Source organism: Saccharothrix sp. BKS2, assembly GCF_047689505.1.
Lineage (GTDB): Bacteria > Actinomycetota > Actinomycetes > Mycobacteriales > Pseudonocardiaceae > Actinosynnema > Actinosynnema lopnurensis.
This window is the reverse complement of sequence record NZ_JAUQOL010000003.1, coordinates 301,252-316,624: the sequence shown is the minus strand read 5'-3', so window position 1 is coordinate 316,624 and position 15,373 is coordinate 301,252. Positions and strand designations below refer to the sequence as shown.

The following is a 15,373-nucleotide window of genomic DNA, read 5'->3' as shown; positions in this document are numbered from 1 at the left end:
CAATGGGCGCATGTGCCTCGAAGAGCTCCGCGCCCTGCTGGCCCGGCACGTCCGCCCCGACTGGACCACCGCCATCGACGGCGTCCTGATCTCGAAGGTCGACCGGCCGGATCCGCCGACGCCCTCCACCTCCGGCACGATCCTCGCGGTCATCGCCCAGGGCGCCAAGCGCCTCGCCCTGGGCGACCGGATCTACGAGTACGGCCCCGGGCAGTACCTGGTCGCCTCCGTGGACCTGCCCGTCACCGGGCACTTCACCCGGGCGGACCCCGAGCGGCCCGCCCTGGGCTTCGGTCTCGTGCTGGAACCCGCCGCCGTCGCCGAGTTGCTGCTCCAGGCCGGTCCCGGGGACGTCCCGCGCGCCGGCGAGGGCGTCCCGTCGGGCATCGCCGTCAGCGACGCTTCCCCCGCGCTGCTCGACGCGGTGGTCCGGCTGCTGCGCCTGCTCGACGAGCCCCGCGACCGGGCCGTGCTGGCGCCGATGGTCAAGCGCGAGGTCCTGTGGCGGGTGATCACCGGGGAGCAGGGGGCGACGGTGCGCCAGCTCGGCCTGGCCGACAGCGGCCTCAGCCACGTCTCGCGGGCCGTGCGCTGGATCCGCGAGCACTACGCGCAGCCCTTCCGGGTCGAGGACGTGGCGCGGATGTCCGGCATGAGCGTCTCCGCCTTCCACCGCAACTTCCAGGCGGTGACCGCGATGAGCCCCATCCAGTTCCAGAAGCAGATCCGGCTCCAGGAGGCCCGGCTGCTGCTCGCCACCCATCCGGGCGACGTCACCGGGGTCGGCCGGCGCGTCGGCTACGACAACCCGTCGCAGTTCAGCCGGGAGTACCGCCGCCGGTTCGGCGCGCCCCCGAGCCGGGACGCGGCCCGCCTGCGGGACGCCGGGCGCGCCACGGCGGGCGCCCTGGGCTGAACCGGACCGGGGCCGGTGGAGGATCGTGCAAGGACGGGGCAGGATGGTTCTACTGTTCCAGCAGGTCAGAGCGGTTGAATGGGATCACGACTTCTCCACCCGGGTAGGAAGATGCTGCTCCGCCCGGGGGTTCCACGACACCGCAGGGAGCACCACGTGAAGACGGTCCTGATCACCGGCACCTCCTCCGGCTACGGGCGGGAGACCGCCCTCCACTTCCACGACCGGGGCTGGAACGTCATCGCCACGATGCGCACCCCGCGTCCGGACGTCCTGCCCGAGTCGGACCGGCTGCGCGTCATCGGCCTCGACGTGACCGAACCGGACGGCATCGCCGCCGCGTTCGAGGCGGCGGGACCCGTCGACGCCCTGGTCAACAACGCGGGCATCCCGTCGATCGGCGTGTTCGAGGGCACCCCCGCGGCCCGGGTGCGGGAGGTGTTCGAGACCAACACGTTCGGCGTGATGGAGACGACCCGGGCGGTGCTGCCGCAGTTCCGCGAGCGCGGCTCCGGCGTGGTGGTCAACGTGACCTCCAGCGTGGTGCTGGGCCACATGCCGCTCACGGCCGTGTACAAGGCGAGCAAGATGGCGGTCGAGGGGTTCACCGCGTCCCTCGCGCTCGAACTCGCGCCCTTCGGCGTGCGGGCGAAGACGGTCGAGCCGGGCGCCTGCCTGACGACGAACTTCGGGGTCCGGGCCACGAACGGGGTCTCGCCGGACGACATGTTCCCGGAGCCCTACGCGGTGTGGGCGAAGAAGGCCGTGGACGGCTTCATGGGCCAGGACCTGTTCACCCGGGAGAGCGACGTCGCCGAGGCGGTGTGGCGGGCGGTGCACGACACGACCGGTCAGCTCCGCTTCCCGGCCGGCCCCGACGCCGTCCGGCTCGCCGAGGCGAGGTGATCGACGAACGGGAGGGGTGACGCCGTGCCGTCACCCCTCCGAGTCCCGCCCGGCCGCCGTGCCGTCCGGCCTCACCGCCCGCCGGGCCGACCCGGGGTGCCCGACCCGGGGTGTCGGGTCAGTGGTGTCGGATCAGGGGTGCTGCCGCACCTCGTGCCTGCCGTGCCGGAGTTGCGGGGCACGTCGTCGGCGGGCGAGGGTCGCGACCACGGCGAGGGCGATGCCGCCGAGGGCGTAGGCGGAGAGGGTCCACAGCGGTCCGGCGGTGGCGTGGCCCGAGAAGTAGACCGTGTTGCGGATCGCGGTGGTGGCCGCGCCGGGCGGGAGCCAGGGGCCGATGGCGCGCCAGAACGCCGGCAGCAGCGGCGTCGGGTAGGCGCCGCCCGCGCTGGGGTTGCCCAGGACGACGAAGGCCAGGATGGTCACGCCGATGCCGACCACCCCCAGCAGGACCTGGAAGGCGACGGTGGCGGCGGCCGCGGCGAAGACGACGAGCGCGCCGATGGCCCACAGCCGGAGGTGGTGACCCGGCAGGGCGTCGAGCACCGGGCCGGCGATGAGCGCGCCACCGAGGCCCGAGGCCACCGCGTAGAGGGCGAGGGCGCCCAGGCGGATGAGGGTGCGGTGCAGGTTGACGGGGAGGGCGCCGCCCGCGAGACCGATGATGGCGGCGGCGAGGTAGCCGCCGACGATCCAGCCCAGCGCCAGGTAGAACGACGACAGACCGCGCCCGTCGCCCGCGGCGGGCGGGAGGATGTCCTCGACGGTGACCTGCCGGTTCTGGGCGGTTTCGACCTGCTGGGCGATCTGGGCGGCGGTGGAGGACACGGCCGGGCCGCTCGCGGAGGCGACCAGCAGGGTGTCGGTGGTGCCGCCGGTGTCGACGACGATGGCCGCGTCGACGGTCCGGTCCAGGATCAGGGCGCGGGCCCGGTCCTCGCTGTCGGCGGTGCGCGCCCGGAGCGGTTCACCGTCGAGCGCGTCGAGCCGCTGGACTAGCTGGTCGGCCACGGGTGCGGGCGCGACGACCGCGACGGGGATGCGGTGCGGCGTGGGTGCGTGGAAGGCGCCGATGTAGGACAGCACGAAGCCCAGCTGCAACGCCAGGACGCCCAGGATCAGCAGCACCGCGCGCAGGTCGAGCGCGTCGCGCAGCTCGTCGGCGAAGCGGGTCCGCTCCTGACCCCCGGTCACGGGCTGCCCGGTGGGGGATGGGTGGGTCATCGGGTGGGTGTCCTCCGCGGTGCTGCCTGCCGTCCTCTTCGGACAGCATGGGGCAGGCCGTCCGGCCACGCAGTCCGGGCGGCGGGTTCGTTCACCCGTCCCGGGCGCGCTGCTCGACCTGCGCCGCGATCACGCCGAGGAACGCCTCGGCCGAGTCGTGCAGCGGCGGGTCGGTGTGCTCGTGGTCCACGCTCAGCGGCAGCACGCCCCACCGAGCGGGTCGTCGGTGGCAGGGACGACGCGGAACGCCCCGCCACCGGCGGCAGGTCACCCTCGACCGTGAAGGTGACCAGGAACGAGTCGGCCGACCGGAGCGGGGCGGTGACCGCGATGCGCATCCGGGTGACACCCAGGCGGGGGAGATCCGCGGTCACGTGGTGGACGTTGTCGACCGTGCGCGACTCCAGCACGCCGGGCCACAGGCCGACGACCCGAGCGGTGGTCAACACCAGCGACACGCTGTGCGGGTGGGCGCCGACGGTCCGGACGGCGTGCGGGACGGGCGTGGTCGGTCCTCTCCGGTGCCGGCGGGACGACGGTCCCACGGACCCGGCCGCGCGCCCGGCGCGGTCGGCCGTGCCCGCCGATCGGGTGGTCGCCCGTCGGCGCGTCACCGGTCGACGGGACTTCGCGCGACCGGCCACGGCGGTCACCCCGGCGCCGTCGCGCCGCCTCAGAGGTCGGCGGCGCTCCCCGACTCGGCGAGGCGCTTGAGGTGGGTGACGGCGTCGCGGACCATCTCGTCCGCTCGCGTCGAGGAAGTGCCTCTTCTCGGGCGGGATGCCCGTGGAGCGGATTTACCTGTTCGAACAGGTAAATCCGCGAGCGTGTTCCGGGGACGCACCCGAAGCGGCTCAGGCCACGTGCCGGCGGGCGGCTGGGTCCCGGGACCCAGCCGCCCGCCGGCACCGGCCACCGACCCGACGCCGTACCGGGGTGCGTTCTTCCCCTCGCGGGCGACGCCGGGCCGGTCGGGCTCAGACGAAGCGCCAGAGCTGGTCGGCGGCGCCGTTGTCGTCGTACAGCACGACCTGCGCGCCACGGGCGGTGGAGTTGCCGGCCACGCCGAGGACCCGCCCGCCGTTGCCGCACTGGACGCGGAAGTAGCCGTTGCCGCCGTGGCGGAGCCGCCACCTGTGGTCGGTGGTGCCGTTGTCCGACCACTGGAGCACCCGGGCGTTGTTGGCGTTGGCGCCGTTCTCGACGCCGAGCACCTTGCCGCTGTGCGAGTTGCGCAGCCGGAAGTACCCGTCGGGGTCGAGCACGGCGGTCCACAGGTGGTCGGCGGTGCCGTTGTCGTCCCACTGCACGACCGAACCGCCGTCTGCGGTGGACATGTCCTGCACGCCGAGCACGAGGCCGCTGGCGCGGTTCTGCACGCGCCGGGCGCCGGTGGGCACGAACCGCCACCGGTTGTCGGCCGAGCCGTTGTCGGGGTCCTGCACGGCCTGGGCGCCCTGCGCCGTCGAACCGCCCAGGATGCCCAGCAGCTTGCCGCTGTTGACGTTGCGGATCTTGTGCGTGCCGTCGCCGTTGTCCACCAGGGTCCACTTGTGGTCGGCGGTGCCGGTGTCGCTCCACTGGAGGACGCGCGCGTTGTCGGCGGTCGACATGTCCTGCACGCCGAGGACCTTGCCGCTGTTGAGGTTGCGCAGCCGGACGTTGCTCCCGTCCGCGACGACCTGCCAGTTGTGGTCCGCGGTGCCGGTGTCGCCCCACTGCACGGCCGGGCCGCCGTCGGCGGTGGACATGTCCTGCACGCCGAGCACGAGGCCGCTGGCGGCGTTGAACAGCCGGTACCCGCCCTCCGACCCGCCGCCCCCACCGGTGGTGCTCCAGTAGACGGTGTAGTTGTGGCCGTGGGCGTCGTGGAACGGGCCGAGGTTGACCGTCGCGCCGTCGGCCCGCGCGGTGAAGGCCAGCGACGACGTGCTGGTGCGGGTGATGGAACCGACGTCGAGCACGGGCAGCCGGGACAGGGCGGTGTTGCCGTAGTTGCCCGACAGGACCGCGGGACCGTAGGTGATCGCGACGACGGCCGGGTTGTCGTTGGCGGCCTGCGTCACCACGCGCATCGGCAGGCGGAGGGTGACCGTGTCGCCGGGCGCCCACGACCTGGTCAGCGAGGCGTAGGTGCCCGGGGTGGCGGCGACGCCCTGCGCGACGCCGTTGACGCTGACGGTGGCCCCGGTGGTCCACGCGGGGATGCGCAGGCGCATCGTCCACGACCCGGCCGCGCTGCCGCCGACGGTGAGGGTGGTGGTGTCGGAGGCCGGGTAGGTCGTGGTCTGGGTGACCGTGATGCCGCGCTCCGACCACGTCAGCACCGACGGGGTGTAGAGGTTCACCGTGAGCGTGGTGCCGTTGCGGAAGTAGATCGCGCCGGCCAGGGACGTGTTGACCTCCAGCGCGGTGCCCTGGCAGCACCAGAAGGTGGTGTAGTCGGTGCTCCAGTTGCCGCCTCCCCACGCGGGCCCGGTGTTGCCCCGCCGGTGACCGGGGTTGAGGCCGGTGAAGTAGCAGATGTGGCCGTGCGGGTCGGCGGGGTTCTGCTGGCCGATCAGGTGGTTGAGCAGCGCGCGCTCGTAGAAGTCGAAGTACGCCGCGTGGTCGGGGTTGAGCAGCCACAGCTCGCGGGTCAGCTTGAGCATGTTGTAGGTGTTGCACGCCTCGGCGGTGTCCGTGTTGAGGTAGGCGGCGATGGCGTTGGGCGCGCGGAAGTGCTCGGCCTGGCTGTTGCCGCCGATCACGTAGGTGTGCGCGGCCACGGTGATGTTCCAGGCGTTGGACGCGATGTCGCGGTAGCGGGTCGTGCCGGTGGCCTTGTACTCGCGCGCCGCGCCGATCCACTTGGGCACCTGGGTGTTGGCGTGCAGCCCGTTGAGCCGGTCCTGGTTGGCCGCCAGGGGGTCGAACACGGCCGCGTGGTCGAACCGCTGGGCGGTGGCGAGCCAGCGGGCGTCGCCGGTCTGCTGGTAGAGGTCGGCCAGCACCGCGTTCATGCCGCCGAACTCCGTGCCCAGCACGCGCTGCATCTGGGCGTAGGACAGCCTGGCGGTGCGCCAGTCCACCCAGCCCGCGAACCGCAGCAGCACGTCGCGCGCCTGCGTGTTGCCGATGTGGCGCCACACGTCCAGCAGCCCGGCGAGGGTCTTGTGCAGCGAGTAGTACGACACGGACTTCGGGCTGCCCGCCTCCATCGCGTCGAAGTCCGACTCGGGGAACCCGGACAGGTACCCGGCGGTGAACCCGGCCGCCGCGTTGTTCGCCTGGCACTTGGCCAGCTCGGCGACCACGAGGTTGGCCCGGTCCCGGCAGGTGGTGTCGCCCAGGACCGCCCACGCCTGCGCCCACGCGGTGAGGAAGTGGCCCTGGCTGTGGGTGCGGAAGGGGAAGTTCGGCGCCTCCCACCCGCCCAGGGCGGCGGCGCCCTGCGTGGACAGCCGGTGGTTCATCCGGAAGTTGTAGAGCAACCGGTTGACGTCCACGAACCGCAGGTAGGACAGGGTGCGGTCCTGGTTGGCCAGCCAACGCCCCGAGGTCAGGCGGACCTGGCCCAGGTCGAACGGGTGCGCCGACACGCCGAGGTCGCCGCGGACCGGCGGGACCGAGGCCCCGTGGGCGACCCCCGGGAGCATCGACGGCGCGGCGGTCGCGACCGCCGCGACCCCGGCGGCCTGGAGCAGTCTGCGTCGGCTCAGCGGTGAGGACGACATGGCACTCCTGTCATCGGCCGCCGCCGGACGCGGTGGGTCCGGCGGCGGCGTGGTGGTGTCCGATCGTGCTTCGCCGCGGCGGCGCGGCGTGGTCAGGGGGTCGAGCAGGTGTTGCCGTTGAGGGCGAACGAGGTCGGGGCGGCGGTGTTGCCGGTGTGGTTCGCCTGGAAGCCGATGGTGACCGAGGCGTTCGGCGCGAGGCCGGCGTTGTGGGCGACGTTCCTGGCGGTCACCTGGCCCGAGGTGGGGGAGTAGGTGGCGTTCCAGCCGGAGGTGACGGTCTGCCCGCCGGGCAGCGTGAAGACCAGCGACCAGCCGTTGACCGGGGTGGTGCCGGTGTTGGTGATGGTGATGCTGGACGTCAGGCCGGTGTTCCAGGCGTTGATGGTGTCGGTGACGCGGCAGGTCGTGCCCCCGGGCACCGAAGTCGTGGTGGTGGTCGTGGTCGTCGTGGTGGTGGTCGTGGGGCCGCTGCCCTCGAACTGGGTGATGAACCTCCACGCCTCGGCGGACGTCCAGGTCCGCCAGCCGGTGCAGGAGCAGCCGTCGACCGGGGCGGGCGTGTGGCCGCCGTCGAACGCGGCCCACACGACCGGGTACCCGGCGCGGCAGCCGGTGTAGGCCGTGACGACGTGGGTCAGGCTGCCCGCGCGCGGCTCCGGCGGGTTCTGGGCCGTGCAGCCGTTGTTGCGCACGAACGTGTCGCGCATCGCCCGCCCCTGGGAGATGTTGAGCACCGTGTCGCCGATGCCGTGCAGCCCCAGGTAGGCGATGGGCTGGGTGCCGCCGTTGCACCCGCTGAGCTGCCCGCCCGCGTAGACCACGACCGCGCGGAAGACGGTGGGGCGGGCGCAGGCGACCGCGTACGACATGGCTCCGCCGTAGCTGAAGCCGCCGGCGAAGCGCTGGGTGGTGTCGATGCACAGGGCGGTGTCGAGCTGCCGGACCAGGTCGTCGACGAAGGTCAGGTCGCGACCGCCGGAGTTCGCCCAGCCGTTGTTGAGGCCCTGCGGCGCGACGAAGATCGTGTTGTTGTCCGCGGCGTCCGCCAGGCGCCGCAGCCCGTAGTACGACCAGTTGTAGCCGTCCGCGCCGCCCGAGTCGACGTCGTTGGCGGTGCCGTTCAGCCAGTGGAAGCCCACGAACAGCCGGTACTGGCGGTCGCGGTCGTAGTCGGCGGGCACCCGCAGGACGTAGGTGCGGCTCTGGCCGCTGCTGGTGATCGTGTGCGTGCCGCTGGTCAGGGTGGGCGCCTTGCCGCACCCGGCGGTCGCCGCCGTCGTGCCGACCCGGTCGGGGGTCGTGCCCCCGAGCGCCACGCCGCCGGCGCCCAGCAGGAGCAGGGCGCCCGCGGCGACGGCCGCGATCAGGGACCTGCGTCGGACCTCGTGCTGGTGGAACATCGTTGTTCCTCCTGTCGTCGTGGACCGCCCACGTGGTGCCGGTGGGCGGCGAACCGGTGACGTCGTGGTCGTGGTGCGGTCCAGGCCGGGGGAATCGACGGGGTGCGGGCGTGCCGGGGTGCGGCGGGGTGCGCCCGGTGGGTGGACCGAGCCGCCGACCCCGCCGCACCGAAGTGTGACAGCCGGATGTTCACGCTCACAACTGTTCTCCAGGACCTGGATGAAGATTGGTTCAGATGGCGCAGTAGAGAAGAACGACGTTGACGCTCCTGAAGTGAGCGCTAACATCTTTAGCTTCGGGACGGTTCACCGCAGGCCTCAGAAGTTCTTCCGGGCCACCACCCAGGGCGCCCTGGCGGCCAGTCCCGACGGGCTGAGGACGTAGTCGCGCGCCGTCTGGTTCCCGTTGAGCACCATGTCGAGGAACTGCACGACGGTCGTCATGCCGTCGGTCAGCTGGGCGCCGGTGATGAAGCCGCCGTGACCGGCCTGCGGGTGGCGGGCGAGCACGGCCGGGACGCCGGCCAGGTCGTAGTTGGCCTGGTTGTTGGCGTAGGCGATGTCGGTGGAGCCGCCGTCCATGAACAGGGCGGGCGTGTGCAGCTTGCCGAGTTCGGAACGCGGGTAGCCGAAGGCGCCGTCGGCGAAGAAACCGCTGTTCAAGGAGACGACAGCGGACACCCGGCGGTCCTGCGCGGCGACCATGGCCTCCAGGCCGCCGCACGAGTGGCCGGCGGTGGCGATCCTGGTCAGGTCGAGGTGCCGGCCCAGCGGCGCTCCGGAGCGGTCCTGCTCGCGCTCGGCCCACGTGATGGCGTCGGTCAGCAGGGAGGGGATGGGCGAGCCGCTGGGCACGCCGTTGGGCGAGCCGTCGACCGAGCCGGTGTCCACCACGGCGAAGCCCTTCGAGGCGATGAACGTCAGCACCCGGGTGACCTCGCTGTTGTCCGTGTGGGCGCACGCGCCGTTCCCGAACGCCAGCACGGGGAGCGCGCGGCCGACCGCCCGCGGGTCGGACGGGCGGAACACGGTGAACCGGTTGTCGCCGTGCGCGCCCTCCCGGGTGACCGGGAAGTTGTTCTCGGCCATGGGACGACCGGGTTGGGGCGTCGTCGTGGTGGTCGTCGTGGTCGTGCTCGTCGTGGTCGAACCGGTGCACGCGGTGCCGTTGAGGGTGAACACCGGCGGGGTGGTCGGGCGGGCGCCGGACGTGGCGTTGAAGCCGAAGGAGACCGAGGCGCCGGTGGCCACGGAACCGTTCCAGGCCGCGTTGACCGCGGTGACCTGGTTGCCCGACTGGGTGTGCGACCCGTTCCACGACTGAGTGATCCGCTCGTTCCCGGGGAACACCCACGAGAGCCGCCACCCGGTCACGGGGTCGCCCAGGTTCGTCACGACCACGGTGGCGCTGAAGCCGCCCGGCCACTGCGAGCCGATCGGGTAGTCGACCCGGCAACCGGCGGCGGCCGAGGCGGGCTGTGATCCGATCAGGGCGCCGGTCGTCGCGACGAGCGCGGCGGCGACCGCCACCGCGGCCGGTCGCGACGCGTTGGAGTCCTTCCTGCGCATGGAACTGCTCCTTACCACTCCGGTTGGCGGCGGATCGGTGTCGGAACGGGAGCGGGAGGGCCCGGTGGCTCCGGACCCTCCCGCGGTGGTTCAGCCGACCCGGCAGGAGATGCTGGGCCAGTTCCAGTTGCCGCCGTGCTGGATGGTGAAGCCGAACGAGTTGCCGTTGCCGTTGGGGCGGGCGGTCATCACGTTGGCCGTTTCCCACGTCGCGCTGGTGTTCCAGGTGGAGATGATCCGCTGGGGCGAGCTGACGGTGACCGTGACGACCCAGTTGTTCGTGCCCGAGACCGTGACCTGGCCGTTGAAGCGGTCACCCCACTTCTGGCCCTCGGCGTAGGTCGCGGTGCAGCCGCCGGGGTCCGGGTTCTGCGTGGTGGTGGTCGGGCCGGTCGGGTCCGTGGTCGACGGGATCGAGGTCGAGACGTTGTTCAGGACGGAGAGGACCGAGTTGTACGCGGCCTTCTTGTTGCCCGAGTTGTCGAACAGCAGCGGGGTGCCGGAGGCGCGCCAGGAGTCGCTGTCGCGGATGCCCCACACCGTGATGCCGGTGCACCGCGTGACGGACAGGCAGGCTTGGACGACGCCCTGGTACTGCTGGGCCTGGCTGGAGCCGGAGCCCTCGATGTCGAGTTCGGTGATCTGGACGTCGACACCCAGGTTGGCGAAGTTCTGGAGCGTGGTGTGGTAGTTCGAGGGCACGGGGTTGCCGCTGTTGAAGTGGGCCTGGAAGCCGACGCAGTCGATGGGGACGCCGCGGGACTTGAAGTCCTGGACCATGCGGTAGACGCCCTGGGTCTTGGCGTGCGACCAGTTGTCGGTGTTGTAGTCGTTGTAGCAGAGCTTGGCGCCCGGGTCGGCGGCCCGCGCGGCGCGGAACGCGGCCTCGATCCAGTCGTTGCCGGTGCGCTGGAGGTTGGAGTCACGCCGCCCACCGGAGCTGCCGTCCGCGAACGCCTCGTTGACGACGTCCCAGGCGTAGATCTTGCCCCGGTAGTAGGTCGCCACCTGCGTCACGTGGTTGAGCATCGCGCTGCGCAACGAGCTGCCGGACATGTTCTGCATCCAGCTCGGCTGCTGCGAGTGCCACGCCAGGGCGTGACCGCGCACCCGCTTGCCCTGGCCGATGGCCTGGTTCACGATCCGGTCCGCGTTGCCGTAGCTGAACCGGCCCTGGGACGGCTCGGTCGCGTCCATCTTCATCTCGTTCTCGGCCGTGACCATGTCGAACTCGCGGTTGAGGATCCCGACGTAGGTCGAGTCGCCCAGCCTGCTCGCGGCCACCGCGGTGCCGAAGTAGCGGCCGCTCTGCTGGGCCGCCCCGGCGAGCGTGGAGGCGGCGCCGCTGGCGGGTGACGCCACCAGGACCGCGGCGCCCGCGGCGGCGGCGACCAAGGTCGACACGAGTGCGGCCCGTGTGACTGACTTCGCTGTCAGCGTCATGTTCGGCGCTTTCTGAGGAGCACCCGCGGGAGCGCGGGTGGGGTGGGTGGGGTGGGAGCGGGTCGGTGGTCCGCTCGGTGCGGGTGGCGGGGAGCCCTTGTCCACACGCTGTTCGGTTCGAAACGTTAAGCAGTATTAACCGAAACAGATCGGCCGATCAAGGCTTGCCCAAGCCCACTTCCACGCCAAGGTTTACATCCATGAACATCGCCGAACCGGTTAAGCATGATCTTGATCCCGAGCTGAAACCCCAGGTGGAATCCCTTTTTGGATGGGTGGAACACGCTGTGCTTCGAGGGTGTCGAAACGGGTTGCGGCGGGATCTTTTTTCGCAAGAATTCGAAACTAGTTTCGGAAATTTCGCCCTGCGGCGGTCGAGGGCATGGCGAAAGAGCGGCGGTCCCGGGTACTTCGTGGTGCCGGAACCGCCGCCCAGGGGGTGCACGCGAGTCAGGGGGTGGTCAGGTTGAACTCGCGCACGGTGACGGAGCCGCCCAGGGCCTGGGTGGCGTGGTTGAAGATGCCGAAGCGGTAGCCCATGAAGAACTGCCAGGCGTTGTTGAGGGTGAAGGCCGGGCCGAGCGGGCTGAAGTTGACGCCGTCGGTGCTGTAGGAGAAGCGGGCGACGCGGTTGGCGCCGGGTTGGATGTCGGCGTTGACCCGCAACCAGGTCCGGCCGCCGCTGATCGCGGCGCTCGCGGCCTCGGTGCCGGTGCTGGTGGTGCGCCAGCTGCTGTCCATGGCCAACCCGGTGGTCATGGACACGCGGGTCTGGCCGTTGTCGCGCTTGACGCCGATCCAGGCCGAGGACTGGCGCAGCATCGCCAGGCCGGACCGGTCACCGTCGCGCATGGTGCTGTGGTCCAGCTCGATGGTCGCGGTCGACGTCGGTCCCTGGATGCGGTGGGTCAGCGTGTTGCGGGCGGCGTACAGGTCGTTGGTGACCGTGGCCGTCTGCAACCTCAGCCCGTTGTTCACCGAGTACCGGCTGGTGTCGGGGTCGTGGTTCCACTCCCACTGCGGGCCCAGCGCGGTGCCCGCGAAGGTGTCCGACCCGGTGAGCGGCTTGACCGGGCGGATCGGCAGCGGTGAGGGGTAGTTCACGCCCCACCGGCCGTTGACCGTCTGGAGGGTCGGCCAGCCGTCCGCGGTCCAGGTGATCGGGGCGAGCGCCGGCACGCGGCCGCCGGGGTAGGCGTCCACGAACGACATGTAGTGCCAGGACCCGCTCTGGGTCTGGACCAGGCTGCCCTGGTGGGGCACGCCGCCGCCGGGGATGGGCCCCGGCAGGTCGAGCAGCACCTGCCGCAGGGTGTACGGGCCGAACGGCCCGTTGTCCGACTTGAGCACGTACTGGCCGTTGGCGGGTCGGGTCAGCCAGATGTAGTAGCTGCCGTTGCGCTTGTAGAACCGCGCCCCCTCCAGCGTCCCGATGTTCGACGGGGTCTGGAAGACCTGCTGCGCGCGGACCTGGCTGCGGCCGTCGGCGGACAGCTGGGCGACGCTGATGGTGCCGTTGCCGTAGGCGACGTACATGGTGTCGTTGTCGTCGATGAGCATGCCCGCGTCGTAGTAGCAGTTGTCGATCTGGGCGTGCCGGTTCCACGGTCCCGCGACGTCGGACGCGGTGTAGACGTAGGTGTCGTTGAAGTCGATGCACCCGGCCCAGTAGTAGGTGCGGTTGCTCGGCCGGTACTGGAGCGTCGAGGCCCAGATGCCGTTGACGTAGGCCCGCTGCCCGTTGGTCAGGTCGTACTTGGCGCCGAAGTCCAGGGAGGGCACGGAGTGACCGGCGAACTCCCAGTTGACCAGGTCGTACGAGCGCAGGACCGGCGCGCCGGGGGAGTAGTGCATCGTCGACGCGGTCATGTAGTAGACGTCCCCGACCCGGATGACCTCGACGTCGGCGAAGTCCTGCCACACCACCGGGTTCGTGTACTGCCCGCCCGGCGCCTGGGACGTGGTCGTGGGGCCGGAGCCGACGCGGACGAGCTGCCACTGCTGGTTGGCGCCGCCCCAGTCGCTGTACTGGACGATGTTGGCGCCGTCGTTGGTGGCGGCGTTCTGGACTTCGACCGCCTTGTTGCTGTTGCGGTTGATCAGTCGCACGTAGCCGCTGTCGGAGTCGGCGAGGCGGAACTGCTGGTTGGTGCCGTTGCCGTCGGCCCACTGGACGATGGCCGCGCCGTCGGCGGTGGAGAAGTTGTGGACGTCGAGGACCTTGCCGGAGTGGCGGGACTTGAGCCGGTAGTAGCCGTTGCCGGAGTCGACGAACTGCCACTGCTGGTTGGCGCCGTCACCCCTGGTCCACTGGGTGATGCGGGCGCCGTCGTTGGTGGCGAGGTTGTAGACGTCGAGCGCCTTGCCGCTGTTGCGGTTGACCAGCACGTACCACGCGGTGGTGTCGACGGTGGCCGCCGACCCGGTGGCCGCGCCGAAGACCACCACGACACCGCCGAGCACGACCACCGCCAGCGCCGCGGCCACCCGCGACAACCGGCCACGTCCGCGTGCGAGGCGCCGCGGGAGTCGATCGGGGACGGACATGACAACTCCTTACCCGCCGCTTCGGGCGGCGTGCGGCCCGGCGCCCCGCACGGGTGTGCGGGGCGCCGGGGGTCGGTCAGCGTCGCAGGGTCAGCAGGCCCGGTCGGTAGGGCAGCAGGCCGTACTCCACACCGTTGGAGCGGGGGTCGCGGCCCTGGTAGAGGAGCTGGAGGTTGCAGGGGTCGATGGTCTTGGTCTGGTCGGGGTTGGCGCGGATCAGGTCGCCGTGGCTGATGTCGTTGGTCCAGGTGGCGCCGCTGTTGGCCTTGCCGGCGAAGGGGTTGCCCTCGCTGGCGGCCTGCGGGGTCCAGGAGCCGCTCAGGCTGCTGGAGGTGAACGAGCGGAAGTAGCGCCCGTTGGCCCCGATCGCCTCGACGATCATCAGGTACTGGTTCTGGCCCTGGACCTTGTAGACCTCGACCGCTTCGAACAGGTTGTTCGTCGTGTCGCTCATGATCGTGGTGTAGGAGGAGCCGAAGCTGCCCGGGAAGTTCCCGATCGGCATGACCTGGCGGTAGATCTTGCCGTTGTCACCGGCGAAGAACAGGTACATGTTCTGGCCGTCACCGATGATCGTCTGGTCGATGGGCCCGGTGCCGGAGCCGGTGATGCTCGCCGTGGAGAGCACCTGCTGCGCCGACCACCCGTTCGGGTTGGTGGGGTCGGTCGACGTCCGGTAGCTGAACGCGGTCCCGCCCCACTGGTAGGCCATCACCCAGATGTTCCTCGGGGCGAAGTAGAACAGCGTGGGCGCGACGGTGCCGATGTTCATGGACTGCTGGGGCGCCGAGGCCATGTCGGACCAGTTGCTGAAGAGCCCGAAGTTCATCGACCCCCAGGACGTCCCCGTGTCGTGGGTCGTGGAGTAGACCAGGTGCCTGCCGTTGTAGGGGACGTAGGTGAAGTCCTTGAGCGAGACCCAGCCCGACCTCGGCTGCGCCAGCGGGCCCGTGGACGACCAGCGGTAGGACGACGGGAGGGAGCACCCACCGCCCGGCTGGGTGGTCGTCGTCGTGGTGGGGCCGCCGCCGACGCGGGCGAGCTGCCACTGCTGGTTGGTGCCGCCCCAGTCGCTGTACTGCACGACGTTGCCGCCGTCGGCGGTGGAGGCGCCCTGCACCTCGACCGCCTTGTTGCTGTTGCGGTTGACCAGGCGCACGTAGCCGCTGTCGGAGTCGGCGAGGCGGAACTGCTGGTTGGTGCCGTTGCCGTCGGCCCACTGGACGATCGCGCCGCCGTCGGCGGTGGAGAAGTTGTGGACGTCGAGCACCTTGCCGGAGTGGCGGGACTTGAGCCGGTAGTAGCCGCCACCGGAGTCCACGAACTGCCACTGCTGCTGGTTGCCGTCGTTGCGCGTCCACTGGGTGATGCGGGCGCCGTCGTTGGTGGCGAGGTTGTAGACGTCGAGCGCCTTGCCGCTGTTGCGGTTGACCAGCACGTACCACGCGGTCGTGTCCACGGTCGCCGCGGACGCGGTCGTCGCGCCGAGCGCCGTCACCAGGCCGCCGAGCAGCACGGTGATGACGGCGGCGGCGGCACCGGCCAGGCGGCGGCGTCTGCCGGCCCGCGGGGGGTTGGTGGAGGGGGTTCGGCCTGACCCGGCCATGGGCGTGCTCCTCTTCGTCGAGGTGGGGATGGATGTGCGTGCG

The 15,373-nt window shown here is 71.3% G+C and carries 9 protein-coding genes; 2 read left to right on the top strand and 7 right to left on the bottom strand.

What is annotated here, in order from left to right; genetic code table 11:
- The first annotated feature begins 10 nt into the window (after positions 1-10).
- Positions 11-916 carry an AraC family transcriptional regulator gene (locus tag Q5530_RS07040; protein WP_415361419.1) on the top strand — a complete coding sequence of 302 codons (906 nt, stop codon included), beginning with the start codon at positions 11-13 and terminating at the stop codon, positions 914-916.
- Positions 917-1,072: 156 nt separating this feature from the next.
- Entirely contained in the window at positions 1,073-1,822 is a 750-nt protein-coding gene (locus Q5530_RS07035) for an SDR family oxidoreductase (protein ID WP_415361417.1), read from the top strand.
- Between the two features lie 132 nt (positions 1,823-1,954).
- On the opposite strand, the gene Q5530_RS07030 is transcribed toward Q5530_RS07035, so the two are convergent.
- From Q5530_RS07030 to Q5530_RS07000, 7 genes are all read right to left on the bottom strand, one after another.
- Positions 1,955-3,046, bottom strand: a complete 1,092-nt coding sequence (locus Q5530_RS07030; protein WP_415361414.1) for a DUF3533 domain-containing protein — start codon at positions 3,044-3,046, stop codon at positions 1,955-1,957.
- 977 nt (positions 3,047-4,023) lie between these two features.
- A complete protein-coding gene (locus Q5530_RS07025) occupies positions 4,024-6,762 on the bottom strand; it encodes a beta-L-arabinofuranosidase domain-containing protein (RefSeq protein WP_415361412.1) in 2,739 nt (912 codons plus the stop codon).
- A 92-nt stretch (positions 6,763-6,854) separates the two neighbouring features.
- Complete coding sequence (locus tag Q5530_RS07020; RefSeq protein WP_415361410.1) at positions 6,855-8,165, bottom strand: cellulose binding domain-containing protein; 1,311 nt, start codon at positions 8,163-8,165, stop codon at positions 6,855-6,857.
- Between the two features lie 318 nt (positions 8,166-8,483).
- On the bottom strand, positions 8,484-9,734 hold the full coding sequence (locus Q5530_RS07015; RefSeq protein ID WP_415361408.1) for a cellulose binding domain-containing protein: 1,251 nt from the start codon (positions 9,732-9,734) through the stop codon (positions 8,484-8,486).
- 90 nt (positions 9,735-9,824) lie between these two features.
- Complete coding sequence (locus tag Q5530_RS07010; RefSeq protein WP_415361406.1) at positions 9,825-11,177, bottom strand: endo-1,4-beta-xylanase; 1,353 nt, start codon at positions 11,175-11,177, stop codon at positions 9,825-9,827.
- 450 nt (positions 11,178-11,627) lie between these two features.
- Positions 11,628-13,664, bottom strand: coding sequence for an RICIN domain-containing protein (locus tag Q5530_RS07005; RefSeq protein ID WP_415361682.1), 2,037 nt, complete (start codon positions 13,662-13,664; stop codon positions 11,628-11,630).
- Between the two features lie 136 nt (positions 13,665-13,800).
- On the bottom strand, positions 13,801-15,330 hold the full coding sequence (locus tag Q5530_RS07000; protein WP_415361405.1) for a non-reducing end alpha-L-arabinofuranosidase family hydrolase: 1,530 nt from the start codon (positions 15,328-15,330) through the stop codon (positions 13,801-13,803).
- Positions 15,331-15,373 lie beyond the last annotated feature (43 nt).

Coding starts and splice junctions, on each gene's coding strand:
- Q5530_RS07040 (WP_415361419.1), top strand. CDS start 11: ATGTGCCTCGAAGAGCTCCGCGCCCTGCTGGCCCGGCACGTCCGCCCC.
- Q5530_RS07030 (WP_415361414.1), bottom strand. CDS start 3,046: ATGACCCACCCATCCCCCACCGGGCAGCCCGTGACCGGGGGTCAGGAG.
- Q5530_RS07025 (WP_415361412.1), bottom strand. CDS start 6,762: ATGTCGTCCTCACCGCTGAGCCGACGCAGACTGCTCCAGGCCGCCGGG.
- Q5530_RS07020 (WP_415361410.1), bottom strand. CDS start 8,165: ATGTTCCACCAGCACGAGGTCCGACGCAGGTCCCTGATCGCGGCCGTC.
- Q5530_RS07015 (WP_415361408.1), bottom strand. CDS start 9,734: ATGCGCAGGAAGGACTCCAACGCGTCGCGACCGGCCGCGGTGGCGGTC.
- Q5530_RS07010 (WP_415361406.1), bottom strand. CDS start 11,177: ATGACGCTGACAGCGAAGTCAGTCACACGGGCCGCACTCGTGTCGACC.
- Q5530_RS07000 (WP_415361405.1), bottom strand. CDS start 15,330: ATGGCCGGGTCAGGCCGAACCCCCTCCACCAACCCCCCGCGGGCCGGC.